Genomic DNA, 22524 nt, shown 5'->3' on the forward strand with positions numbered 1-22524 from the left:
CACTCCGACCGCACCGAAGGCAGAACAAGGGCGAAAGACGAGAATGACAAAAGCCATGAAGATCGCCATCGTCGACGATGAAAAGGACATGCGCCAGTCCATCAGCCAGTGGCTGGCGCTGTCGGGCTACGACACCGAGACCTATGCCAGCGCCGAAGAGGCGCTCGGCGCGCTCGGGGCGGACTACCCGGGGATCGTGATCTCGGACATCAAGATGCCGGGCATGGACGGCATCCAGTTCCTGAAGAAGCTCATGGGCAACGACAGCGCGCTGCCGGTCATCATGATCACCGGCCACGGCGACGTGCCGATGGCGGTCGAGGCGATGCGCATCGGGGCCTATGACTTCCTCGAGAAGCCCTTCAACCCCGACCGGATGTCGGAGCTGGCGAAGAAGGCCACCAACGCCCGCCGCCTGACGCTCGACAACCGCGCCCTGCGCAAGGAACTGTCGGACGGCAGCCAGATCATGTCCAAGCTGATCGGCCAGAGCCCGGCGATGGAGCGCCTGCGCGAGGACGTGCTCGACCTGGGGCAGGCCGACGGGCACGTGCTCATCGAGGGCGAGACCGGCACCGGCAAGACGCTGATCGCGCACGCGCTGCACGCTGTTGGGTCGCGCGCCGGCAAGAAGTTCGTGCTGCTCTCCTGCGCGGCGATGGACGAGGACGCGCTGATGCAGCGTCTCTTCGGCCCGATGCAGCCCGAGGACACCCGGCTTCCGGCGATGGAAGAGGCGCGCGGCGGCACGCTGGTGCTCGAGGACATCGAGAGCCTGACCGACAGCGCGCAGGCGCGACTTCTGTCTGTGATCAACGACCAGGGCACCCCGCCCGAGACCCGCATCGTCGCCATCTGCAACCTGCAGGACGAGGGCCGCACCTGCGAGAGCGCGCTGCGTCCGGATCTCTACTACCGCCTCGCGGCGCTGAAGATCACAGTGCCGCCGTTGCGCGCGCGCGGCGAGGACATCCTGCGGCTCTTCACCCAGCTCTCGGACCAGTTCGCCGACGAGTACGGCTGCGACGCGCCCAAGGTCTCGGCGCAGGAGGCGGCGCAGCTTCTGCAGGCGCCGTGGCCGGGCAACGTCCGTCAGCTCATCAACCTCGCCGAGCGCGCGGTGCTGCAATCGCGGCGCGGGCAGGGCACCATCGCGTCGCTGCTGATGAACGACCACGAGGACATGCAGCCGGTGATGACCACCGAGGGCAAGCCGCTCAAGGAATACGTCGAGGCCTTCGAGCGCATGCTCATCGACAACACCATGCGGCGCCACAAGGGGTCGATCTCGGCGGTGATGGACGAGCTCTGCCTGCCGCGCCGGACGCTCAACGAGAAGATGGCGAAATACGGTCTGCAGCGGGCCGATTACCTCTGACTGCACCGGGCCGGACATCGTTCCGGCCCGTTTCGCAGAACTGTCTGCGAATCGTCACGGAATCGATTCTTCGCGATCCTACGGTCCGCGCCAAGCCGGGGCCGCGGTGGCGCCGTGCTGTGCCAGCGCCACGTGAGGGATCCTCGCCATGATGGTCATCGACCCGTTCCGCTTCGTCCTTGCCTGCTGTTTCCTGCCCGCCAGGAACGGGATGCTGTCGCAGTTCATTCGCGGCAAGCGCTACTGAAACGATCCTGCTCCCGCGCCTGACCGTGTGGGTCTCAGGACCCGTCGGGCGCCGCCAGTTGCAGGGCCGTGCCACCCAGTTCGCGGAAGGCCCGCTGGCGACAGGTCAGCACCAGTATCTGGAGATCTCCGGCCTGCCGGGTCAGCGCGTCGAACATGCGCTCGATGCGGTCGTCGTCGGTGAAGACCAGCGCGTCGTCGAGGATCACAGGCGCGGGGCGCCCGGCCGCGGACAGCATCCGCGCGAAGGCCAGCCGCACCAGCAGCGCGAGCTGTTCCTGCGTGCCGCCCGAGAGGATGTCGACAGGCTCGTGCGTGCCGTCGCGGACCAGCGCCTCGGGCAGCAGCGTCTCCTCGCCCCAGGTGAGCTCGGCCTCGGGCCAGAGCAGTTGCAGGAGCGGGCGCAGCTCGGCGGCGACCGGGGTGAAGTAGCGCTCGCGGGCGTCACTGCGGGCGCTTTCCAGCGCCGCCTCGAGCCGGGTGAGCACCGCCACCTCGTGTTCGATCCGGGCAAGATCGGCGCGGGCGGCGTCGAGCGCCTGTTCGGTTTCCGCCAGCCGTTCCTCGACCGCCTCGCCGGCGCTGCGGGCAATGCGCTCGTCCAGCGTCGCAAGCTGCGGTTTCAGCCGGGCGAGGTCGTCGCGGGCGCGGCGGTCCACCGACTCGGCGCGTTGCATGGCGGCCTTTGCCGAAGCCAGATCTGGCGCGGCGCGGGACTTTTCCGCAAGCCGGGCCTCGGCGGCGGCACAGGCGGTGGTGGCGCGTTGCAGCGCCTCGTTAAGCGCCGTTTCGTCCTCGGCGCCGAACCGGGCGAGCACCTCGGTCGCGCGTTTCTGGCGGTCGCCTGCACTGGTGAGTGCCGTGGTCAGGCGGACCGCCTCGAGCCGCGCCTCGGCCAGAGCCTCGGCGGCGTGGTCGCGCCCGGCGCGGGCCTGTTGCGCAGTATCCTGCGCCTCGCGAAGCGCCGCGCGGGTCCGGTCGGCGTCGCCCGCATCTTCGGCGGCCTCGTCCTCGGGGATCAGTGCCAGCGCCTCGCGCAGCGGATCGATGCCCTCGGGCGCAAGGCTGCGGAACACAGCCTGCGCCTCGCCCTGTTTGCGGTCCGCCAGCGCCCGGGCCTCCGCCGCGTCGCGGGCGGCGTCGGGGGTCTCGGCGCCAAGCTGGGCGAGCGCCTCGCGCAGCGCCGTCTCGCTTTTCGCGACGGTATCGGCGGCGGTGCCGGTCTCGCCCGGGTGGATGTCGAGCGTGCCGATGCCGTCGATCTCGAGCCGCGCGGCGCCGGAAAGGGGAAGGGGTGTGCCGTCCCCGAGCGCCTGCCCGTCGTGGCGGATGCGGCCCTCGGCACCGGGCAGGTAGCGGGCAGTGACCCGGGGCGCCGAGATGTCGCGGGCGGCAACGGCGGCGCCATGGGCCGAGACCAGAGCCTCGAGCCGGCGCATGGCGGCGGCATCCGGGCCGCGCCGAGCAGCGGCAGCCGCTTCTTCCATCTCCTTGCGCGCGGCCTCGGCGGCGGCGATGCGCTGCACCAGATCGTCGCGCCGCGCGGCGCCGTCGCGGGCGGCTTGCGCCCGCACGGCGCGGCGATGGGCGGCGTCGGCCTTTTCCAGTGCGGCCTGCGCCGCCTGCGCCCCGCTTTCGGCCGCATCGCGTGCCTGTTGCGCCGCGTCCTGTGCGGCGCGGGCGGCCGCGGCGGCCTCGGAGGTCGCGCGTTCCTCTGCCGCGGCCTCGTCGCGCTCGGCTGCTGCGGAGCGGAAGCGGTCGAGACGGTCGCGGGCGGTGGACAGCGTGAGTTGCGCGGTCTCGAGCCGCCGCGCCTCGGTGTCCAGCTCCTCGGCATGGCGCTCGGCGGTGACGAGGGCGGCGCGCGCCGCTTCCAGCCGGTCGGCGCGGGCGCGCGTGGCGTCGGGGTCTTCCAGCTCTGCCAGCTCGCGGCGGCAGCGCTTGCGGGCGGCGAGCGCCTCGTGCAGCGCGTCCGCGGTCGCGCCAAGCGTCGCGCGCTGGCCGTCGAGCGTCTGGAACCGTTCCTGCGCGGCGAACCACGGTCCACCTTTTTGCGGACGGCGGCTCTTGCCGGTGGCGTAGCGGGCGAGCTCTTCACGGCAGCGGTCGAGCGCTGCGTCCATGCGCCGCCCGCCGGTCATCGCCTCGACCTCTTCGCCGATCGACGACATGAGATCGCGCCGCGCCTCGAGCGCCGCTTTCTCTTCCTTGGGCGTCGCGGCGCCAAGATGGGTCAGCCCCTGCCGCACCCAGATCAGACCCGAAGGCCCGCCCTCGGCGCCACCGAGCAGGTCCGCGAGCCACGCCTCGGCCTCGTCCGATTGCGCGACCAGCCGGGACCCCTGATGCACGGTCGCCTCGGGTTTGGAGAACCAGCGCTTGGCGACGGTGAAGCGCCCGGCGTCGGTCTCGATCTCGACGGCCACCTCGGGGGCGCCGCCGGCGTGGGGGCGCAGCGAGGCGATCTCGCGGTTCTTCGAGCCGTGCGGGATGAAGAACAGCGCCTGGATCGCGTCGAAGAGCGTCGACTTGCCGGATTCGTTGGGCTCGCTCAGCACGTTGAGCCCGTCGGTGATGCCCTCGATCAGCACCGGGCTGGTGAAGCGCCGGACGTTCTCGAGCCGGATGCTGCGGAGCCTCATGCCTCGCCCTCGTTCACATAGGCGTAGAGCCGCGCCAGCGCGTCCGCCGCCACCTGCCGGTCGGCCTGCGGCAGCGTCTCGTCGGTGGTCTCGGCCCTGAGCGTGTTGGCGGCGAGGCGCAGCGCGCCGCCGTGGTCAATCTCGTCGAGATCGGCGGCCTCGATCTGGGTGCCGAGCGCGTCGGTGCGCAGCTCGAAATGAGCGAACTCGGGGCCGTGACGCTCGGCGGCACGGCGCAGCGCCAGCTGGTCGGCGAGCCCGGCCCAGCCCTCGGCGGCGACGCGCAGCAGGATGTCGCGGCGCCCGGTCGGAGGCAGCAGCGCGGCAAGCGCCCCGGCGGCGTCCTGCCGCGGGTGCAGCACCAGCGGCGTTTCGGTCCAGAGGAAGCTGCCGGTCTCGACCTCGGTCACCTGCGGCTCGGCGCCGGTGCCATCAATGGCGACGCAGAGACAGACGCCGCGTCGCCCGTGCTTGAAACGGTCCTGCTCGGGCGTGCCGGGGTAGTGGGTGCGCGGCGAGACCGTCATCCGACCGTGCCAGTCGCCAAGCGCGAGGTAGTCGAGCCGCGCGCTGCGGTCCCGGTCCGGCGCGATGGCGCCGCCGCTCTCGGTGAAATCGGTGATGCCGCCGTGGGCCAGCGCGATGCGGAGCGACCCCTCGGGCGTCTCGGTCTGCGCCAGCGTGGCGGTCGGATCGCTCCCCGAGGCGCGGAAGGCCACGGGCGCGGGCAGCAGCGTGGCACCGGGCGCCAGCGCCACCGGCGCGGGCTCGGTCAGCGCGTGCAGGTTGGCGGGTGCATCGCGGCGGAGCGTGTCCCAGAGCGGCTCGGCATCGCGCAGGTTGTCGTGGTTGCCGGGCAGCAGCCACCAGGTGAGCGTCTCGTCCTCGGCGATGGCGCCCAGCGTCTGCCGGATCAGCGTGGGCGAGGGCGTGGCGGTGTCGAAGCTGTCGCCCGCCAGCAGGATATGCTGCGCGCCACTCTGCCGCGCGGCCTCGGCGAGGCGCAGGAGCGCCGCGTGGCGGGCCTCCATCAGGCGGCCACGGATGTTGCCGTCGGCCGGCTCGGGAATGTTCGCGAAGCGGCGGCCGAGGTGAAGGTCGGAACTGTGTACGAAACGGAAGGTCATGGCTGCCCCGATCTGTGACCGGGCAGGGCGCGCTTGGCAAGGGTCAGCGTGCTGCGGCTGCCGTGTGTCGGAAAGGCCGGGGGGCGTGGAGCGGGTGAAGGGAATCGAACCCTCGTCTTAAGCTTGGGAAGCTCCTGCTCTACCATTGAGCTACACCCGCATCGGCGGTCTGATTACTTCAGCACCGGGCGGCTGGCAAGCGGTTGTTTCGCGGTCCCGTGCCGAGCCATGGAGATGCCGCAGCGCGGCACGCAAATCCGCCTTGCGCGCAAGGGCGCGGACGCATAGAAGACCGCAAATTCGACAGAGTACAGGCGGCGCTGAGAGACGGGGCCGCGCAAGAACCAAGGAAGATGACATGCAGGTCACCGAGACGCTGAATGAAGGTCTGAAGCGCGCCTATGAGCTCATCCTCACCGCCGAGGAACTGGACGCCAAGGTCAACGCAAAGCTCAAGGAAGCGCAGCCCGAGATCGAAATGAAGGGCTTCCGCAAGGGCAAGGTGCCAATGCCGCTGCTCAAGAAGCAGTTCGGCGAGCGTCTGCTCGGCGAGTCCATGCAGGAAGAGATCGACGCGGCGATGTCGAAGCACTTCGAAGAGAGCGGCGACCGTCCCGCGCTCCAGCCCGAGGTCAAGATGACCAACGAGGACTGGAAAGAAGGCGACGACGTGAACGTCGAGATGTCCTACGAGAAGCTCCCGGACGTGCCGGAGGTCGACCTCTCGGGCGTCGAGATCGAGAAGCTCGTGGTCAAGGCCGACGACGCGTCGGTGGACGAGGCTCTGGCCTCGCTCGCCAAGACCGCGCAGGACTTCAAGGACCGCAAGAAAGGCACCAAGGCCAAGGATGGCGACCAGGTCGTGATCGACTTCGTCGGCAAGGTCGACGGTGAGCCCTTCGACGGCGGCGCCGCCGAGGATTACCCGCTGGTGCTGGGCTCCGACTCCTTCATCCCGGGCTTCGAAGAGCAGCTCGTGGGCGTGAAGGCCGAGGAAGAGAAAGCCGTCGAGGTCACCTTCCCCGAGGAATACGGTGCCGAGCACCTCGCCGGCAAGGCGGCCGTCTTCGATGTGACCGTCAAGGCCGTGAAAGAGCCCGTCGAGGCCGAGGTCGACGACGAGCTCGCCAAGAAGTTCGGCGCCGAGGACCTGGAGTCGCTCAAGGGCCAGATCCGCGAGCGCCTCGAGGCGGAATTCGCCGGTGCCGCGCGCCAGGTGATGAAGCGTGACCTGCTCGACAAGCTCGACGCGCTGGTCAGCTTCGAGCTGCCGCCGACCCTCGTCGACGCCGAGGCCAAGCAGATCGCCCACCAGCTCTACCACGAAGAGCACCCGGAAGATCACGGCCACGACCACGGCGCCATCGAGCCGACCGAAGAGCACAGCAAGCTCGCCGAGCGCCGCGTGCGCCTTGGCCTGCTGCTCGCCGAGATCGGCCAGAAGGCAGAGGTCGAGGTGACCGACGCCGAGATGACCCAGGCGATCATGAGCCAGGCCCGCCAGTACCCGGGCCAGGAACGCGCCTTCTTCGACTTCGTGCGCCAGAACGCCCAGATGCAGCAGCAGCTGCGCGCGCCGATCTTCGAGGACAAGGTTATCGATCACATCGCGGCTCAGGCCAAGGTGTCCGAGAAGGAAGTTTCTAAGGACGAGCTCCAGACCGCCGTCGAGGCGCTCGACGAGGAGTGATCCCGGGATCACCGGGCGGTCTTCCGGATCGCCCGCCAGAATACGAAAAGGCCGCCCCAAGGGGCGGCCTTTTTGCTTGGCTCAGAGGCGGCGGGCGGTCACTCCGCGGCCATGGCCCTCAACAGGTCGATGATGGCGCTGCGGCGCTCTGCAGAGAGCGAGCGGAGCAGCATGGCGACGGTGCGCGTGTCGCGCAGGAGAAGTTCGTCGTCGGTGCCGATATCAGTCTGTTCGTCAAAGAATGCCTCGAGCGGTAGCGCAAGCACACGGGCGATCTCGCACAGATGGGTCGCGGGGATCCGCCCGCCGCCTGTCTCGTACCGATAGATCTGCTGGGTGTGTGCCCCGATCTTGTTCGCCAGTTCCGACTGGGTGAGCCCTGCGGCTTGCCTATGCTGGCGAACTCGTGCTGCGATGCGTTGTTCCAACGTCACGTCTTTTTCTGCCCTTTCTACTTGCTGCCCGGAAACCGCGTCCGGTGTCGGACCGGGGGGAGGTGCACGCTGTCACGACGGGGAGCAAGTTTTAGATGTAATCCTGTTTAATTCTTAGTTTTTTGGTGACGGAGTTCGATCAGGAAAGAGAACATTCGGCACATTCAGGAGCGAATAATTGCCGAAACAAACCGTACGCGATTCTATTTTTTGCTGTAAGTCTCGCAAAACGGGAGTGGGTGCATAAAAAAACCGCGCCGGGTTTGCCGGCGCGGTCTCTTTTTTGGCATTGGCGTGACCGCCGCGATCAAGATCCCTGGGATCAGTTCGCGCCGTCGTCGCCTTCCGGGGTGTCGACGATGTCGGCATCGTCGGAACCGGCTGCGCCGAGATCGTCGAACAGCTCGGAGATCTCGAATTCGGCCTGGGCCTCTTCCTCGGCAGCGAGTTCCTGGATCGACTTGCCCGACGCCTGCAGCTCTGCCTCTTCCGGCGAGCGGGCGACGTTGATCGTGACCACGCACATCACTTCGGGGTGCAGGTGCACCTCGACGTCGTGCAGACCCAGTTCCTTGATCGGCTGGCGGATGATGACCTGCTTGCGGTCGATCGAGAAGCCTTCGGCGGTCGCGACATCGGCGGCGTCACGGGTGGTGACGGAGCCGTAGAGGTTGCCGCCATCCGATGCCGAGCGAATCACGACGAACTGCTGTCCGTCGAGCTTGTCGGCGAGGGCTTCGGCTTCCTGCTTGGTCTCGAGGTTACGGGCCTCGAGCTGAGCTTTCTGCGCTTCGAACTGGGCGATGTTCTCTTTCGAGGCGGTCAGCGCCTTGCCCTGCAGGAGCAGGTAGTTGCGGGCGTAGCCGGCCTTGACGTCGACGACATCGCCCATCTGGCCGAGCTTGGCCACGCGCTCAAGAAGAATGACTTGCATGTGCCTGTCTCCTTATTTCACGACGTAGGGGAGAAGGGCGAGGAAGCGGGCGCGCTTGATGGCGCGGGCCAGCTCACGCTGCTTCTTCGCGGACACTGCGGTGATGCGCGACGGAACGATCTTGCCACGCTCCGAGATGTAGCGCTGCAGCAGCTTCGTGTCCTTGTAGTCGATGGCAGGTGCATTGTCGCCCGAGAAGGGGCAGACCTTGCGGCGGCGGAAAAACGGTTTTGCAGCCATGGTTTAACTCCTCTTCTTCAGGTGATTAGTTGCGGCGCTCGCGGCGGCCTTCGCGCTCGTCGCGCTTCTGCATCTGGACCGACGGACCTTCGGCGTGCTCTTCGACCTTGATGGTCAGGACGCGCATCACGTCGTCATGCAGGCGCATCAGGCGCTCCATTTCCTGCACGGCTGCGGCGGGCGCATCGGTGCGCAGGAAGGCGTAGTGGCCCTTGCGGTTCTTGTTGATCTTGTAGGCCATGGTCTTCACGCCCCAGTACTCGGAATCGACGATCTTGCCGCCGTTGTCGGAGAGGACGGTGCCGAAATGTTCGACGAGGCCTTCGGCCTGCGCGTTGGACAGGTCCTGACGCGCGATGAAAACATGCTCGTAAAGCGGCATGTGAGCTCCATTTCTGTCTGGGCGCATTTCATAGGACAGGCTCACCCTCCGCACCTGCCCACGAGAGACTGCGCGGTTGAAACGTTCACGCGAAGGGATGCGCCCATATACACCGATGAGCGGCAGGATCAAGCGCGAACGGCCGCGTCGGGCCGGGCCTTTGGTGCGGTGTCTGCGGGGGCGGGGCCTTGCCCGGAAGTCCGCCGCATGTCGCAGCATACCCGGCGGGATTGATGCCGAGGCTCGCGGCAGAAGATCAAGGGCAGAACGCCCGTGCCGCGACAGGAGCCGAGCGATGATTGGCGCCGCAGAGATCCACCAGACTGGCCTGCCAATGGGTCGGCCGCGGGGGCGCTGTGGCTGGGGGGGTGCTGATGACCGCTTCCGCCGGGGCGCGGGGCTCGTCATGGTGGCGATGGGACTCCGGCCCGCGCCTCGGACGGAGGAGGCGGGGCTCATGCGGGCGGGACTCTCGGTCTCCACGCTGATCGCCGGGCGCTGCAGTCCGACCTGCCTGCGCGCGGAGCGACGCCGACCCGGACGCCCGGCTGCGCGGAAATCTGCAAGACAAGTGTTCGTTTTCGAACAGTTTCTGTGGGGGGAGCGGCAGTTGCGGCAGCGCAGCAAACCGCCATCTATCCGTCATCGGCAGGCTCACTGGGATCCTGCCCGAACGACCCCTTTTCATCCTGACGGAGCCCGACATGAAATCGCTTCTTCTCGCCGGCCTGATCGCGGCCACTCCCCTCGCCGCAGTCGCAGCCCCCGAGAGCTACACGCTCGACAGCAGCCACAGCCAGATCGTCTTCTCCTACAACCACCTCGGTTTCTCGACCGGCTACGGCATGTTCTCGGGCTTCACGGGCGATATCTCGTTCGACGCCGAAGATCCGGCCGCGTCCTCCGTCGAGGTCTCCTTCCCGGTACGCTCGATGCTGACCGGCTGGGAAGCCCGCTTCGAGCACTTCATGAGCGACGATTTCTTCGGCGCCACCGATGACAGCGAGTTGGTGACCTTCACCTCGACCGGCATCGAAGTGACCGGCGACGACACCGCGCTGATCACCGGCGACCTGACGCTGAACGGCGTGACCAAGGAAGTGGTGCTCGACACCGTCCTGACCAAGGCCGGCGAGCACCCGATGGAAGGCAAGCCGTGGCTCGGCTTCCACGCCACCACCACGCTGGTGCGTTCGGACTACGATCTCGGCATGTTCGCGCCCTACGTGAGCGACGAGGTCGAGGTCGAGATCTCGGTCGAGGCGATGAAGGCCGAGTGATCGGTCCTGTCCGTTCGCTTGTTTGACCGGGTGATGGTCCGACCGGCGGAATGATCGAGAACAGACTGCGGGACCCCCGGGGCGTATGCTTCGGGGGTCTTTTCGTGTTTGGCGTCGGGCTTTGTTGGAGGGGCGAGAGGGGGCGCTGCCCCCTCGGCGCGTGCCGCGCCTCACCCCCGGAGTTTATCTGGCAAGATGAAGGAGCGGGGTTGCGAGGGGTGAGGGGCCGGGATGCGGGAGAGGGCGCTGGCGGGATCGCCAGGGGGGGAAGGTCCGAGGGGGGATGTGGCCGGGTGCGGGCTCAGGTCCGGGTGGCGGTGTAGTCGCCCAGGCGCTTTCCGGGTTCGTCCACGAAGAGGCCGGGCAGCGGGGCGAGGGCGGTGATGCGGTCGAGGCGGAGCGTGGTGAAGTCGCCTTGGGTCTCATTCCAGGCGGTGCAGGTCCAGATCCGGCCCCAGTAATCCAGCGCGAGCGGCCGCAGGTCCTGTGGCGCGGGCGTGTCGCGCAGGGTGACGCGGAGCTTCTGGCGGGCGCGGATGGCGGCGCGCACCGCCGGCATGTGGCGGAAGCCCTGCGCGGCCTCGTGGAACGGGTAGGCGGCGAAGCCGAAGCTGCCGGGCTCTGCGGTGCCGTCCTCGGGCAGGAGCGCGTCGATCTTGCGCGACAGCGAGCGCGCCGCCTCGGCCAGTTCCGGCAGGTCGCCGGCGCCGGCGCCCACCGCAGCGAGGCCGAGGTGCAGCACCTCGAGCTCGGTCTCGGTCAGGTTCAGCGGCGGCAGGGTGAGGCTGGCGCGGGCGGCGTATCCGCGGCCGCGGGTGCCCTCGATGGCGATGCCCGAGGCGGCGAGCGTGTCCATGTCGCGGTAGATCGTCCGCTGCGAGACGCCGAGCTCGGCAGCCAGCGCCTCGGCGGTGTGCACGCCGCCATCCTTGAGGCGGGTCATCAGGGCATAGAGGCGGTCGGTCTTCTTCATGCGATTCGTCGGGCTGGGGCTGGGTGCGTCGGGGAGCGATGAGTTTGAACAACTGACAGGTTTTTGTCAAAGAGCGCGGCGAATTCCGTGTGGCGATGCGGGCGCGGTGGGCTTTCCCGCTTCCTGTGGCGCAAGCGCCGTTCTAGAGATCGGACAGAATTGATGCACGGGCGCCGGAGCAGGTGGCCCGCGACAGGAGACTAGAGACATGCTCAACAACATCGGCCTTCCCGGCCTTCTTCTCATCGCCATCGTTGTTCTGGTGCTGTTCGGCCGCGGCAAGATTTCCAACCTCATGGGCGAGGTCGGCAAGGGCATCACCGCCTTCAAGAAGGGCGTGAACGACGGCCAGAAGGAGCTCGAGGACGAAAAGGCGGACAGCGCCAAGGACGTCACCCCGGCCGAGACCGAAAAAGACAAGGTGTAAGCCCACATGCTGGATCTGGGATGGTCCGAGCTGCTGGTCATCGGAATCGTGGCGCTGATCGTGGTCGGGCCGAAGGACCTGCCCGTGCTCTTCCGCAATGTCGGACGGTTCATGGGCAAGGCGCGCGGGATGGCCCGCGAGTTCACCCGCGCCATGAACGATGCCGCCGACGAGAGCGGAGTGCGGGACGTGGCCAAGACCTTCAAGACCGCGACGAACCCGCTGGGCTCGGCGATGGACGGGGTTCGGGACGCGGCGCGCACCATGACCGACCCCGCGCCCGCGAAGAAGACCACGTCGCTCAAGGAAGACCCCGCCGCGCTCGATCCCGAGCGTGAGGAGGCCAAGAAGCGCATCGAGGCCAGTGCGGCGCGGACTGCCGCCGACCGGCAGCGGCGCGATGCCGAGGCCGCCATGAAGCGCGCCGAGGAAGCCGCCGCCAAGGCCGAGGAGATGGAAGCGGCGCTCAAGAAAGACGGTGAGGCATGAGCCACGCAGACCATGACGAGATCGAAGACAGCTCGGCGCCGCTGATCGAGCACCTGGCGGAGCTGCGCACGCGGCTCATCCGCTCGGTGATCGCGTTCATCATCGGGATCTGTCTCGCCTTCACCGTGGCCGAGCCGATCCTGCAGTTCCTGCTGGGACCGATCGAGGAAACGCTGCGCAATCTTGGCGATCCGTCGCCCACGATGCAGTACACCAGCCCCCAGGAATACCTGTTCACGCTGTTCCGCATCTCGATGGTGTTCGGCTTCGGGCTGGCCTTCCCGGTGATCTCCTACCAGCTCTGGCGCTTCGTGGCGCCGGGGCTCTACAAGTCCGAGAAGGGCGCGTTCCTGCCGTTCCTTGTCGCCTCGCCGGTCATGTTCCTGCTGGGCGCGAGCTTTGCGCATTTCGTGGTGACGCCGCTGGCGATGGCCTTCTTCTTGGGCTTCGCGGACGTGTCGTCGATTTTTGCCAACCTGCTCTCGACCGCGGCCGACCGGGTGAGCGACGGCGTGGCGGGCGTGCCCGCAGCCGAGCCCGCGATGGTGCCCGAGACCACGGAAGGCATCCGCATCACCTTCTTCGGCAAGGTGAACGAGAGCCTCGACATCACGCTGAAGTTCATCATCGCCTTCGGGCTCTGCTTCCAGCTGCCGGTGCTGCTGACCCTGATGGGCAAGGCCGGTCTGGTGTCGGCCGCCGGTCTCGGCAGCGTGCGCAAGTATGCGGTCGTGGCAATCCTTGTGCTGGCCGCGCTGGTGACGCCGCCGGACGTGACCACGCAGGTCATCCTGTTCACGGTGGTCTACGGGCTCTACGAGATCTCGATCTTCCTCGTCCGCATGGTCGAGAGGAAGCGCGAGAAGGAGCTGCGGGCACAGGGTCTGTGGTTCGACGAAGATGAAGAAGACGCCGCAGAGGACGGCGAGGGCAAGGAAAAGACGTGACCGAAGACCAACTTGAACGGATCGCGGCGGCGCTGGAGCGTATGGCTCCGGCGCCGCTCGCCGCACCTGATTTCGACGCTGCCGAGGCCTTTGTCTGGCACGTCGACCCGGACCGGCTCGAGCCGGTGGCCAAGGTGAACCGGGTGCCGCTGCCGCTGCTGGTGGGCATCGACCGCACCCGCGACACGCTGCTGGCCAACACGGAGCAGTTCGCCCGTGGCCTCGCGGCGAACAACGCGCTGCTCTGGGGCGCGCGCGGCATGGGCAAGTCGAGCCTCGTGAAGGCGGTCTGTGCCGAGGTGCGGGCCCGGGGGCAGGACCTGAAGCTGGTGGAGCTGCAGCGCGAGGATCTCGGCTCCGTGGCGCGGCTGCTGAACCTGCTGCGGGCGTCCGACCGGCGCTTCGTGCTGTTCTGCGACGACCTGTCGTTCAGCCACGACGACCAGCATTACAAGAGCCTCAAGGCGGTGCTGGACGGCGGCATCGAGGGGCGCCCTGACAACGTCCTGTTCTACGCGACCTCGAACCGGCGTCACCTGATGCCGCGGGACATGATCGAGAACGAGCGCAGCTCGGCGATCAACCCGTCCGAGGCAGTCGAGGAGAAGGTCTCGCTGTCTGACCGCTTCGGCCTCTGGCTCGGTTTCCACCCGTGCTCGCAGGACGAGTATCTCGAGATGATCCGCGGCTATTGTTCGGCGCACGGGGTCGAGGTCGAGGAAGAGGTGCTGCGGGCCGAGGCTATCGAATGGCAGGCGACGCGCGGCGCGCGGTCGGGCCGGGTGGCGTGGCAGTTCTTCACCGACCTCGCGGGCCGCAAGGGCGTGGCGATCTGAGCCACGCGTCGGCCGTGGTCCTGGCCTTGTCGGGACCATCCAGAATCAGGATCGCGGGAAAAGAAGAAAGGCGGGGTGATGTGCCCCGCCTTTTCCCGTTTCCGGTCTGTGCGATGCCTTCGGACCCGCAGGCCAGGGCTCAGCGCAGGTAGCTCATCGGATCGACGCTGTCGAAGCCCTTGCGCACCTCGAAGTGCAGGAAGCTCGGGTCGCCGGAGCGGACCTTGCCGATGGTCTGGCCACGGCTGACCGACGAGCCTTTCTCGACCGTCAGGTTGTCGACGTGGGTGTAGATCGACAGCACGTCGTCGGCGTGACGGACAACCACGATACGCACATTGTCGGTGTTGGTGGTGATCGCCGCGACCGTGCCGCTCTCGGCGGCCTTGACCGGGGTACCGGCCGGGGCCGAGATGTCGATGCCGTCGTTCTTGCCCTTGGAATACTCGCGGATGATGGCGCCGTTGACCGGCATCGCCATGCGCGCATTCGAGCTGGCGCTCGCGGCGGCCTGCTTCTGGCCGATGTCGGCCACCGGGGCGGCGGCGGTCGCGGAGGCGGCCTTGGCCTGGGTCTCGGCAACCGAAGGCTGGTTCTGCGGCAGCGGCTGCGTCGAGGACGGCGGCTGCGGCGTGGGCGAGCCGGCACCGGGCGCGGTGGTCGCAGCGGCCGAGGTCGTGACCGGGCGGCTTGTGGTGGCGGTCCTGTCGACCACCGGTATCAGCAGGTACTGGCCTTCGCGCACGGTGAAGTTGCTGTCGAGCGCGTTCCAGTCCGCCAGCGAGCGCGGCGTCACGTTGTAGAGCCGTGCGATCGTGTAGGCGGTCTCGCCGCGGGTCACCTGGTGGCGGATCGGCTCGACGCCGCTCGAGCCCGTCGAGGCGGCAGGCGCGGGCGAGGCCGGGGCACGGTCGATGGCCGAGCTTGCCAGCGTGGTGATGTCGACCTGTCCCGCGGGCTGGATCGGGCCGGTGGCCACGGCGCCGGTGGAGGGCGAGGGCTCGGACACGCGCCGGGGCAGGGCGATGATCTCGCCGTCGCGCAGCTGGTCGTCCGGCTGGATGCCGTTGTAGCGCGCCAGCTCGCCTGCGGGCAGGTTGATGCGGGTGGCGACGTCGCTCAGCGTGTCGCCCCGGCGGGCCACGGCCACCTGGTAATTCGGGTAGGAGATGATGCCCCGACTATCGGCGGCGGGCCGGTCCTCGACCGCAGTCAGCGCCGCCTGGCTGGTGTCGACCGGACCGCCCATGCGCCCGCGCATGTCGTAGTCGAGCGGCCCCGAGCAGGCGCCGAGCGCCGCCAGTAGGGCGATGGGCGCGCCAAGGCGCAGGGGGAGCGGGCGGAATGTGCTGTCCATCTCGATATCCTCTGATGCGCCCCTTGTTCCCGGGACGTCACGGCAAATGTGCCGGCGTGTCTAGCTGTCCTTGGCCAGCCCTTCCACCAGCGGCACGAAACGCACGGGGCGCATTTCGTCATAATCGTAGCCCTGATCGGTGCGGGTGACGCGGATCAGGTGCTGCACGGTGTCGGACTGCCCTACGGGCAAGACCATGATACCGCCAATCCTCAGCTGGGCCAAGAGCGGGCCGGGCGGATCCTCGGCGGCGGCAGTCACGAGAATGCGGTCGAAGGGCGCCTGGTCCGGTAGCCCGTGGCTGCCGTCGGCGGTGAAGGCGGTGATATTGACGAGATCGAGCGCATCGAAGACCGCGCGGGCCTCGGCCACCAGCCTGCGGTGGCGGTCGACGGTGTAGACCCGGCGCGCCAGCAGGCTGAGGATCGCCGCCTGGTAGCCCGAGCCGGTGCCGACCTCGAGCACCTTCTCGCGCCCGGTGAGCCGCAGCGCCTGGGTCATCAGCGCGACCACCGACGGCTGCGAGATCGTCTGGCCGCAGGGAATCGGCAGCGGCATGTCCTCGTAGGCGCGTTCGTTGAAGTAGCCCTTCACGAAGGCGCCGCGGTCGATCTTCTCCATGGCCTGAAGCACGGCAGTCTCGGTCACACCGTGGGAACGGAGCGCATAGAGGAACTGCATCTTGGCTTCCGGCGTGAAGCTCATGCGAAGGCATCCCCGAGATCGGCCAGCGCATCGTGCGCGGTGAGATCCGCGCGCATCGGGGTGACCGAGATCCAGCCGTCGAGATTGGCCTCGGAATCGCAGCCCGGCGTCGCCGCGACGCGTTGGTCGCCGCCACGGATCCACAGGAAGCGGCGCCCCGAGGGCGAGAGATGCGGCTCGGTGGTGAAGCAGGTGCCGCGGCGCTTGCCCTGCGGCACCATCCGCGTGCCCTTCACCCGCGCGGCGGGCACCGGCGGGAAGTTCACGTTCCAGAACAGCGGGTAGTCGCCGCCACTTGCGGGCGTCAGCGCGAGGATCCGGCGAATGACCTCGGCGCCATGGGTGGCGGAGGCCTCGAAGGGAGTCGGCAGATCGCGGGTCTCCGGCCCGAGGAACTGCGACAGGGCGATGCTGGGGATGCCCTGCAGCGAGCCCTCCATCGCGCCGCCCAGCGTACCCGAGTAGAGCGCGTTCTCGGCCGAGTTGTTGCCGCGGTTCACGCCCGAAAGCACGAGATCCGGCGTCGTGTCGGACATGACGTCATGGATGCCCGCGAGCACGCAATCGGCGGGACTGCCCTCGGCCGCCCAGCGGCGCGGGCCCATCTCGGTGACCATCATCGGGTGGGTGTAGCTGATGCAATGGGCGACGCCCGATTGCTCGAAGGCCGGGGCAACGGTCCAGACCTCGCCCTCGGGGCCAGCGATATCGGCGGCGATGGCCGCGAGCACCTTCAGCCCGGGGGCGCTGATGCCGTCGTCATTGGTGATCAGAATACGCATGGAACCCCCTGTCTTTCGGCCTGAATAGGCAATGTGGCAGGACGGGGCAAGGCGGCTGAGACCGATGCCGCCAAGAGCGTTGCGGAACTGTCAGCGCAACCGCAGGGCGCCGCATTTGTCACCGGCAGTGGGGCTTGGCGCGCCTCCCCGCGAAGAGGCGGCAGGATGTGGCGCGCCTCCCCGAGAGGAGGCGCCGTCGTTCAGCCGAGCTCGAGCTCCGCCAGAAGCCGCGCGGCCTCGGCGTAGGGGCTGGTGAGCACTGACTTGTCCTCGCCCGGGTGGAACCGCATCCGGGTGGTGGTGTTCATCGGCGCGGGCGTCACGATGTCGACCCGCGGGCCGGTCTTGACGCTCTCGGCCTGCCAGCTCCGGGCCAGCGCGATCTGCGCGCCCTTGGTGGTGCCGTAATGGCCGTAGAACTTGGCGCCCGAGTGGTCGTCCTCGAAGAACACCGCGCGGCCCTCGGGGCCGAGCAGCGCCGCCATGAAGGGCACGAGATAGCCCATCGGCGTGAGGTTGGTCTTCACCGACTTTTCCCAGTCGGCGGCGTCCATGTGGCTTGCGGGGGCCAGCGGGGCGGCATGCACGGCGGTGTGAAGCCAGAGCGCCGCGCCACCCCAGCGGTCATGGACCGAGCGGCAGAGCTGCGCCATCGCATCCTGCTTGGTGATGTCCATGGGCGCGAGCGTGGCGGCGCCGCCACGGGCCTTGATCCGGTCGTCCAGATCCTCGAGCCCGCCCACGGTACGGGCGACGGCGACGACGTGGAAACGGGGGGCGAGCGCCTCGGCCAGGGCGAAGCCCAGTCCACGCGAGGCACCGGTGACAATTGCAATCTGCTCGGGGGCGATCTGGTCGGTCATGGGCGATGCATCGCCGCCCGCGGGCGGTTTGTCAACGTGCTCAGCGGGAGCCGGGCAGGCTGAGCCACTCGGCCCGGCCGCCCTGCGACAGCGCGACGCGGCTGTCGTCGATGGCGACCACGCGGTGGCTGCCGACGCGCGAGCCGACGCCGACCTTCTCGATGCGGCCGCCGGGCACGCGGAGCAGCGCCCCGGGGGCGGATTCCTTGCCGAAGACCCCGAGCAGGACGATGCCGCGGCTCGAGAGGCTGGCGGAGGTGGTGGCCGATTTCGCCACGATGGGATTGGATTGGTCTTGTGCCATTCTGGCCATGTCTTTCGCTGTGTCTGCTGGTGCGCCGCGGGAGATAGACAGGCGCGCCGGAGGGCGAAAGAGGGCCGTGACGTCACGAATCTGCGACGTCACGACGGGTGGCGGAAAGCAGCCGCCGTCATCGGCGAGGGGGCGCCTGAAGCGGCGCGCCCCCGTCCGCGCGCCTTACTCGGCGGCGGGTTTGAGCTTGAAGCCCTTCTCGATCATGTCGACCGGAGCGATTGGATAATCGCCGGTGAACACCGCGTCGTAATAGGCGGGCGCCTTGGGATCGCGGCCGTTCTCCTCGCCCAGAGCTTTGTAGAGCCCGTCGATCGAGATGTAGTTCAGAGAATCCACCCCGAGGTAGTCGCGGATCTCGGTCTCGGACATGCGCGCGGCGATGAGCTGCTCGCGGTCCGGTGTGTCGATGCCGAAGAAGCACGGCCACACGGTGGGCGGGCTCGCGATGCGGAAGTGCACCTCGGCGGCGCCGGCCTCGAGGATCATCTCGCGGATCTTGCGCGACGTGGTGCCGCGAACGATGGAATCGTCGATCAGGATCACCCGCTTGCCGCGGATCAGGGCGCGGTTCACGTTGAGCTTGAGGCGCACGCCCATGTTGCGGATCTGCTCGGTGGGCTCGATGAAGGTCCGGCCGACGTACTGGTTGCGGACGATGCCCATCTCGAAGGGAATGCCGGATTCCTGGCTGTAGCCGATGGCCGCGGGAGTGCCGCTGTCGGGCACCGGGCAGACCATGTCCGCGTCGACGGGGGCTTCACGCGCGAGCTGGCGACCGATCTCGCGGCGCACCTCGTAGACCGACTTCCCGCCGAGCACCGAATCCGGGCGGCTGAAGTAGACGTATTCGAAGATGCAGGGCTGCGGACGGCGCGGCTCGAACGGGCGGAAGCTCTCGACGCCCTTCTCGCTGATGACGACCATCTCGCCCGGTTCGATCTCGCGGATGAACTCGGCGCCGATGATGTCGAGCGCGCAGGTCTCGGAGGCGAGGATCATCGCGTCGCCCAGGCGGCCCATGACCAGAGGCCGGACGCCCATCGGATCCCGCACGCCGATCAGCTTGGAGCGGGTCATCGCGACGATCGAGAAGGCGCCCTCGCACTGGCGCAGCGCTTCCTTCATCCGGTCGGGGATGGTGCGGCCCATGGAACGCGCCATCAGGTGGATGATGCATTCGCTGTCCGACGAGCTCTGGAAGATCGAGCCGCGCTCGATCAGCTCGCGGCGCAGCTGGATGGCGTTGGTGAGGTTGCCGTTGTGGGCAATCGCGGCGCCGCCCATGGCGAACTCGCCGAAGAACGGCTGCACGTCGCGGATCACCGCACCCTTCTTGCCGCTGGTCGAGTAGCGCACGTGGCCGATGGCCAGCGCGCCGGGCAGCGTCCTCATCAGGGTGGCGTTGGTGAAGTTGTCGCGGACGTAGCCGAAGCGACGGGCCGAGTTGAAGCCCTCGTCGGGGTCGTAGGAGACGATACCGCCCGCCTCCTGGCCGCGGTGTTGCAGGGCGTGCAGCCCTAGGGCCACGAAGTTCGCCGCGTCCGCGACGCCGAGGATGCCGAAGACGCCGCATTCCTCGTGCAGCTTGTCTCCTTCCAGATCGTCGGAATCAAAGGGATTAGCGGGGTGCAGGGTGCGCTCGGACAAGGGCAGCTCCGAATCCTGAATATGGGAGATGCGGTCTCTTTAAGACCTCGGAAGGGAAGTGTCACGAAAACATCTTATTCCTCTGAACCATATGGAGTGCCTGACAGCAATGTGAAGAGGCGCCGCGACAGGAGGCCGCGTGTTTTCGGCTGGTCGCTGCGGCGGGTCCGCCTAGTTTTTCTACCACAGGATGCAAGTAAAGGTCTCATTCGCGCAGGAGAAGCCGCATGGACAGCTTTCTCGGTCTCGACGCCACGATCCTCGCCCGGATCCAGTTCGGTTTCACGGTGTCGTTCCATTTCATCTTCCCGGCGATCAGCATCGGGCTGGCGAGTTATCTCGCCGTGCTCAATGCGCTCTACCTGTGGAAACGGGACGCGACCTACCTGCGGCTCTTCAATTTCTGGGTGAAGATCTTCGCCATCAGCTTTGCCATGGGCGTGGTCTCGGGCATCGTCATGTCCTACCAGTTCGGCACCAACTGGTCGGGCTTCTCGGACAAGGCGGGGCCGGTGGTGGGGCCGCTCATGGCCTACGAGGTGCTAACCGCCTTCTTCCTCGAGGCGGGGTTCCTCGGGATCATGCTCTTCGGGCGCAGGAAGGTGGGGCCGGGGCTGCACATGCTCGCCACGCTGATGGTAGCGGTGGGCACGGCGATCTCGGCCACGTGGATCCTGTCGGTGAACTCGTGGATGCAGACCCCGCAGGGCTTCGGCATGAACGAGGCGGGGCAGTTCATCCCCGAGGACTGGTGGGCGATCGTCTTCACCCCGTCGTTTCCCTATCGCCTCGCACACACGCTGACCGCAGCCTACCTGACCACGGCCTTCATCGTGGGCGGCACCGGGGCGTGGCACCTGCTGCGCGGGCACGGGCACAACCCGGGGGTCCGCACCATGTTCTCGATGGCGATGTGGATGATCGTCGTCACCGCGCCCCTGCAGGTCATGGTTGGCCACGAGCACGGGCTCAACACGCTGGAGCATCAGCCGGTGAAGATCGCCGCCATGGAGGGCCATTTCGAGAGCCACCCGGACGGTGCGCCGCTGATCCTGTTAGGTCTGCCGGACCAGGCGGCGGGAGAGATGCGCTACGAGATCTCGATCCCGCACCTGAGCTCGGTGATCTTCGGGCTCGGCTGGAACGGCGCGATGGAGGGGCTCGACGTGGTTCCCGACGCGGAAGAGCCGCCGGTCGCGGTGATCTTCTGGTCGTTCCGCGTCATGGTCGGGCTCGGCTTCCTGATGGTGGGCGCGGGGCTCTGGGGGCTCTGGGCGCGCTGGCGCGGAGCGCTCTACGCAACGCCCATGCTCTGGCGGGCGATGGTGGCGATGGGGCCGTCGGGGCTGGTCGCGGTGATCGCGGGCTGGATCACCACCGAGGTCGGACGGCAGCCCTACGTGGTCTACGGCCAGCTCCGCACCGCCGACGCCGTGTCGCCGCTGGGGGCGAGCGCGGTCGGCTGGTCGCTGATCGCCTTCGTGGTGATCTACTTCACCGTCTTCGGCGCCGGCGTGGTCTACCTGCTGCGGCTGATGAGCAAACCGCCCGAGCTGAACGAGCGCGAGGGGCCGGACGAGGGGCCGATCCGCACCGCGGGTCTCACGCCTCATCAGATGGTCGAGGACGGGCAGGCCGGAGACGGGCAGGCCGAGACTGGGCGGGGCGCCCCCCGTCCGGCGGAATAGGAGGGCAGACACCATGGCAATCGATCTCACCCTCGCATGGGCCTTGCTGCTCGCTTTCGCGGTCTTCACCTATGTGGTGCTCGACGGCTTCGACCTTGGGCTCGGCATCCTCTACCCGTTCTTCCCGAAAAAGCAGGACCGCGACCTGATGATGAACTCGGTCGCCCCGGTCTGGGACGGCAACGAGACATGGCTGGTGCTGGGCGGCGGCGGGCTCTTCGCGGCCTTTCCGCTTGCCTATGCGATCATCCTGCCCGCGACCTATCCGCTGATCGTCGCCATGTTGCTGGCGCTGATCTTCCGCGGCGTGGCCTTCGAGTTCCGCTGGCGCGCGGGCAGGCCGTTCTCGGCCTGGGTCTGGGACGGCGCCTTCATCGGAGGCTCGACGCTGGCGGCGCTCTGCCAGGGCATGATCCTCGGCACGCTGTTGCAGGGGATCGAGGTCGAAGGCCGCGCCTACGCGGGCGGCTGGTGGGACTGGCTCACGCCCTTCACCCTGCTCTGCGGCGTCTCGGTGGTGGCGGGCTACGCGCTGCTCGGCGCCTGCTGGCTCAACATCAAGACCGAGGGCGGGATCCAGGCCCGGGCCCGTGTCGCCGCCCGGGTGGCGGGGCTGGCCACGGTCGCGGGCATCGTCGGCGTGAGCGCCGCGACCCCCTTCCTCGAGACCGCCTATTTCGAGCGCTGGCTGGCCTGGCCGGGGATCCTCGAGGTCGCCATCGTGCCAGTGCTGGTGGCGGCGCTGACCCTGTGGCTGGCGCGGGCGCTGACCTCCGGCAAGGGGCCCGACTGGTTGCCGATGCTGCTGGCGCTGGGGCTCTTCCTGCTCTGCTTCGCGGGGCTGGGCGTGTCGATGTGGCCCTACGTGATCCCGCCCGCCGTGACGTTGCAGGACGCGGCGGCGCCGGAATCCTCGCAGATGTTCATGTTCGTTGGGGCGGTGGTGCTGGTGCCGATCATCTTGGCCTACACAGCCTACGCGTACTGGGTGTTCCGCGGGAAGCTCGACCCTGACGAGGGCTACCACTGATGCGCGGCGGGTTTCAGAAGCTGGGCTGGTTCGCGCTGCTCTACCTTGGCGGCGTCGCCGCGGTCGGCACGGTGGCCTGGCTGATCCGGCTGATGCTGCTCTAGGCCGCAA

At 68.1% G+C, this 22524-nt stretch carries 23 protein-coding genes and 1 tRNA gene; 10 read left to right on the forward strand and 14 right to left on the reverse strand.

The window, feature by feature from the left end:
• The first annotated feature begins 43 nt into the window (after positions 1 to 43).
• The gene (locus BLQ77_RS17385; protein ID WP_040384003.1) at positions 44 to 1378 is read left to right on the forward strand and encodes a sigma-54-dependent transcriptional regulator; all 1335 of its coding nucleotides are present in this window, start codon (positions 44 to 46) and stop codon (positions 1376 to 1378) included.
• A 281-nt stretch (positions 1379 to 1659) separates the two neighbouring features.
• Here BLQ77_RS17385 and BLQ77_RS17390 read toward each other — a convergent pair whose 3' ends face one another.
• From BLQ77_RS17390 to BLQ77_RS17400, 3 genes are all read right to left on the reverse strand, one after another.
• Entirely contained in the window at positions 1660 to 4266 is a 2607-nt protein-coding gene (locus BLQ77_RS17390) for an AAA family ATPase (protein WP_089961506.1), read from the reverse strand.
• Positions 4263 to 5393, reverse strand: coding sequence for a metallophosphoesterase family protein (locus BLQ77_RS17395; protein ID WP_089961509.1), 1131 nt, complete (start codon positions 5391 to 5393; stop codon positions 4263 to 4265). Before BLQ77_RS17395 ends, BLQ77_RS17390 begins: the two co-directional genes overlap by 4 nt.
• A gap of 86 nt (positions 5394 to 5479) precedes the next feature.
• Positions 5480 to 5553, reverse strand: a tRNA-Gly gene (locus tag BLQ77_RS17400).
• A gap of 198 nt (positions 5554 to 5751) precedes the next feature.
• Between BLQ77_RS17400 and tig the strand changes: the two genes are divergently transcribed.
• Positions 5752 to 7083 carry a trigger factor gene (gene tig, locus BLQ77_RS17405; protein WP_089961513.1) on the forward strand — a complete coding sequence of 444 codons (1332 nt, stop codon included), beginning with the start codon at positions 5752 to 5754 and terminating at the stop codon, positions 7081 to 7083.
• Positions 7084 to 7181: 98 nt separating this feature from the next.
• Here tig and BLQ77_RS17410 read toward each other — a convergent pair whose 3' ends face one another.
• The 4 genes from BLQ77_RS17410 to rpsF form a co-directional block, all read right to left on the reverse strand.
• Positions 7182 to 7511, reverse strand: coding sequence for a helix-turn-helix transcriptional regulator (locus BLQ77_RS17410; protein WP_089961518.1), 330 nt, complete (start codon positions 7509 to 7511; stop codon positions 7182 to 7184).
• Between the two features lie 328 nt (positions 7512 to 7839).
• Positions 7840 to 8451, reverse strand: a complete 612-nt coding sequence (gene rplI / locus BLQ77_RS17415) for a 50S ribosomal protein L9 (protein ID WP_089961519.1) — start codon at positions 8449 to 8451, stop codon at positions 7840 to 7842.
• 12 nt (positions 8452 to 8463) lie between these two features.
• Positions 8464 to 8691 (reverse strand): 30S ribosomal protein S18, encoded by a 228-nt coding sequence (gene rpsR / locus BLQ77_RS17420; protein WP_008883620.1) that lies wholly within the window; start codon positions 8689 to 8691, stop codon positions 8464 to 8466.
• 25 nt (positions 8692 to 8716) lie between these two features.
• Complete coding sequence (rpsF, locus tag BLQ77_RS17425; RefSeq protein WP_008885383.1) at positions 8717 to 9073, reverse strand: 30S ribosomal protein S6; 357 nt, start codon at positions 9071 to 9073, stop codon at positions 8717 to 8719.
• Positions 9074 to 9777: 704 nt separating this feature from the next.
• Here rpsF and BLQ77_RS17430 point away from each other — a divergent pair.
• Positions 9778 to 10353, forward strand: a complete 576-nt coding sequence (locus tag BLQ77_RS17430; protein WP_089961522.1) for a YceI family protein — start codon at positions 9778 to 9780, stop codon at positions 10351 to 10353.
• A gap of 301 nt (positions 10354 to 10654) precedes the next feature.
• On the opposite strand, the gene BLQ77_RS17435 is transcribed toward BLQ77_RS17430, so the two are convergent.
• Positions 10655 to 11326 carry a helix-turn-helix transcriptional regulator gene (locus BLQ77_RS17435; RefSeq protein WP_008884175.1) on the reverse strand — a complete coding sequence of 224 codons (672 nt, stop codon included), beginning with the start codon at positions 11324 to 11326 and terminating at the stop codon, positions 10655 to 10657.
• Between the two features lie 208 nt (positions 11327 to 11534).
• Here BLQ77_RS17435 and tatA point away from each other — a divergent pair, with 208 nt between their 5' ends.
• Genes tatA through BLQ77_RS17455 form a run of 4 tightly spaced genes read left to right on the forward strand, consistent with a single transcriptional unit; the run spans position 11535 to position 14025 of the window.
• Positions 11535 to 11753, forward strand: coding sequence for a twin-arginine translocase TatA/TatE family subunit (tatA, locus tag BLQ77_RS17440; RefSeq protein WP_008885031.1), 219 nt, complete (start codon positions 11535 to 11537; stop codon positions 11751 to 11753).
• 6 nt (positions 11754 to 11759) lie between these two features.
• Entirely contained in the window at positions 11760 to 12242 is a 483-nt protein-coding gene (gene tatB / locus BLQ77_RS17445) for a Sec-independent protein translocase protein TatB (RefSeq protein WP_008885830.1), read from the forward strand.
• Entirely contained in the window at positions 12239 to 13189 is a 951-nt protein-coding gene (gene tatC / locus BLQ77_RS17450; protein WP_008886317.1) for a twin-arginine translocase subunit TatC, read from the forward strand. Before tatB ends, tatC begins: the two co-directional genes overlap by 4 nt.
• A gap of 41 nt (positions 13190 to 13230) precedes the next feature.
• On the forward strand, positions 13231 to 14025 hold the full coding sequence (locus tag BLQ77_RS17455) for an ATP-binding protein (RefSeq protein WP_375360210.1): 795 nt from the start codon (positions 13231 to 13233) through the stop codon (positions 14023 to 14025).
• Positions 14026 to 14164: 139 nt separating this feature from the next.
• Here BLQ77_RS17455 and BLQ77_RS17460 read toward each other — a convergent pair whose 3' ends face one another.
• From BLQ77_RS17460 to purF, 6 genes are all read right to left on the reverse strand, one after another.
• Positions 14165 to 15382 carry a peptidoglycan DD-metalloendopeptidase family protein gene (locus tag BLQ77_RS17460; RefSeq protein WP_008884547.1) on the reverse strand — a complete coding sequence of 406 codons (1218 nt, stop codon included), beginning with the start codon at positions 15380 to 15382 and terminating at the stop codon, positions 14165 to 14167.
• A 60-nt stretch (positions 15383 to 15442) separates the two neighbouring features.
• Positions 15443 to 16087 carry a protein-L-isoaspartate(D-aspartate) O-methyltransferase gene (locus BLQ77_RS17465; protein ID WP_008883741.1) on the reverse strand — a complete coding sequence of 215 codons (645 nt, stop codon included), beginning with the start codon at positions 16085 to 16087 and terminating at the stop codon, positions 15443 to 15445.
• Entirely contained in the window at positions 16084 to 16869 is a 786-nt protein-coding gene (gene surE / locus BLQ77_RS17470) for a 5'/3'-nucleotidase SurE (protein ID WP_089961528.1), read from the reverse strand. The genes BLQ77_RS17465 and surE overlap by 4 nt, the downstream gene beginning before the upstream one ends.
• A gap of 200 nt (positions 16870 to 17069) precedes the next feature.
• On the reverse strand, positions 17070 to 17732 hold the full coding sequence (locus BLQ77_RS17475) for an SDR family NAD(P)-dependent oxidoreductase (protein WP_089961529.1): 663 nt from the start codon (positions 17730 to 17732) through the stop codon (positions 17070 to 17072).
• Between the two features lie 40 nt (positions 17733 to 17772).
• On the reverse strand, positions 17773 to 18036 hold the full coding sequence (locus BLQ77_RS17480; RefSeq protein WP_089961532.1) for an amidophosphoribosyltransferase: 264 nt from the start codon (positions 18034 to 18036) through the stop codon (positions 17773 to 17775).
• A 174-nt stretch (positions 18037 to 18210) separates the two neighbouring features.
• Entirely contained in the window at positions 18211 to 19680 is a 1470-nt protein-coding gene (gene purF / locus BLQ77_RS17485; protein WP_165617144.1) for an amidophosphoribosyltransferase, read from the reverse strand.
• 242 nt (positions 19681 to 19922) lie between these two features.
• Here purF and BLQ77_RS17490 point away from each other — a divergent pair, with 242 nt between their 5' ends.
• Genes BLQ77_RS17490 through BLQ77_RS17500 form a run of 3 tightly spaced genes read left to right on the forward strand, consistent with a single transcriptional unit; the run spans position 19923 to position 22517 of the window.
• Complete coding sequence (locus BLQ77_RS17490) at positions 19923 to 21383, forward strand: cytochrome ubiquinol oxidase subunit I (RefSeq protein WP_089961537.1); 1461 nt, start codon at positions 19923 to 19925, stop codon at positions 21381 to 21383.
• A gap of 13 nt (positions 21384 to 21396) precedes the next feature.
• Entirely contained in the window at positions 21397 to 22413 is a 1017-nt protein-coding gene (cydB, locus tag BLQ77_RS17495) for a cytochrome d ubiquinol oxidase subunit II (RefSeq protein ID WP_089961539.1), read from the forward strand.
• On the forward strand, positions 22413 to 22517 hold the full coding sequence (locus BLQ77_RS17500; protein WP_089961540.1) for a DUF2474 family protein: 105 nt from the start codon (positions 22413 to 22415) through the stop codon (positions 22515 to 22517). Before cydB ends, BLQ77_RS17500 begins: the two co-directional genes overlap by 1 nt.
• The last annotated feature ends 7 nt before the right edge of the window (positions 22518 to 22524 follow it).

Origin of the sequence: Salipiger thiooxidans (assembly GCF_900102075.1) — a bacterium.
Classification (GTDB): Bacteria; Pseudomonadota; Alphaproteobacteria; order Rhodobacterales; family Rhodobacteraceae; genus Salipiger; species Salipiger thiooxidans.

Excerpts from the sequence above, each read along its gene's own strand:
- rpsF (WP_008885383.1), bottom strand. The coding sequence starts at position 9,073 with ATGCCGCTTTACGAGCATGTTTTCATCGCGCGTCAGGACCTGTCCAAC.
- cydB (WP_089961539.1), top strand. The coding sequence starts at position 21,397 with ATGGCAATCGATCTCACCCTCGCATGGGCCTTGCTGCTCGCTTTCGCG.
- BLQ77_RS17430 (WP_089961522.1), top strand. The coding sequence starts at position 9,778 with ATGAAATCGCTTCTTCTCGCCGGCCTGATCGCGGCCACTCCCCTCGCC.
- rplI (WP_089961519.1), bottom strand. The coding sequence starts at position 8,451 with ATGCAAGTCATTCTTCTTGAGCGCGTGGCCAAGCTCGGCCAGATGGGC.
- BLQ77_RS17460 (WP_008884547.1), bottom strand. The coding sequence starts at position 15,382 with ATGGACAGCACATTCCGCCCGCTCCCCCTGCGCCTTGGCGCGCCCATC.
- BLQ77_RS17500 (WP_089961540.1), top strand. The coding sequence starts at position 22,413 with ATGCGCGGCGGGTTTCAGAAGCTGGGCTGGTTCGCGCTGCTCTACCTT.
- rpsR (WP_008883620.1), bottom strand. The coding sequence starts at position 8,691 with ATGGCTGCAAAACCGTTTTTCCGCCGCCGCAAGGTCTGCCCCTTCTCG.
- BLQ77_RS17385 (WP_040384003.1), top strand. The coding sequence starts at position 44 with ATGACAAAAGCCATGAAGATCGCCATCGTCGACGATGAAAAGGACATG.
- tatC (WP_008886317.1), top strand. The coding sequence starts at position 12,239 with ATGAGCCACGCAGACCATGACGAGATCGAAGACAGCTCGGCGCCGCTG.
- BLQ77_RS17465 (WP_008883741.1), bottom strand. The coding sequence starts at position 16,087 with ATGAGCTTCACGCCGGAAGCCAAGATGCAGTTCCTCTATGCGCTCCGT.
- BLQ77_RS17435 (WP_008884175.1), bottom strand. The coding sequence starts at position 11,326 with ATGAAGAAGACCGACCGCCTCTATGCCCTGATGACCCGCCTCAAGGAT.
- BLQ77_RS17395 (WP_089961509.1), bottom strand. The coding sequence starts at position 5,393 with ATGACCTTCCGTTTCGTACACAGTTCCGACCTTCACCTCGGCCGCCGC.
- BLQ77_RS17490 (WP_089961537.1), top strand. The coding sequence starts at position 19,923 with ATGGACAGCTTTCTCGGTCTCGACGCCACGATCCTCGCCCGGATCCAG.
- tatB (WP_008885830.1), top strand. The coding sequence starts at position 11,760 with ATGCTGGATCTGGGATGGTCCGAGCTGCTGGTCATCGGAATCGTGGCG.
- tig (WP_089961513.1), top strand. The coding sequence starts at position 5,752 with ATGCAGGTCACCGAGACGCTGAATGAAGGTCTGAAGCGCGCCTATGAG.
- BLQ77_RS17480 (WP_089961532.1), bottom strand. The coding sequence starts at position 18,036 with ATGGCACAAGACCAATCCAATCCCATCGTGGCGAAATCGGCCACCACC.
- surE (WP_089961528.1), bottom strand. The coding sequence starts at position 16,869 with ATGCGTATTCTGATCACCAATGACGACGGCATCAGCGCCCCCGGGCTG.
- tatA (WP_008885031.1), top strand. The coding sequence starts at position 11,535 with ATGCTCAACAACATCGGCCTTCCCGGCCTTCTTCTCATCGCCATCGTT.
- BLQ77_RS17475 (WP_089961529.1), bottom strand. The coding sequence starts at position 17,732 with ATGACCGACCAGATCGCCCCCGAGCAGATTGCAATTGTCACCGGTGCC.
- BLQ77_RS17455 (WP_375360210.1), top strand. The coding sequence starts at position 13,231 with ATGGCTCCGGCGCCGCTCGCCGCACCTGATTTCGACGCTGCCGAGGCC.
- BLQ77_RS17390 (WP_089961506.1), bottom strand. The coding sequence starts at position 4,266 with ATGAGGCTCCGCAGCATCCGGCTCGAGAACGTCCGGCGCTTCACCAGC.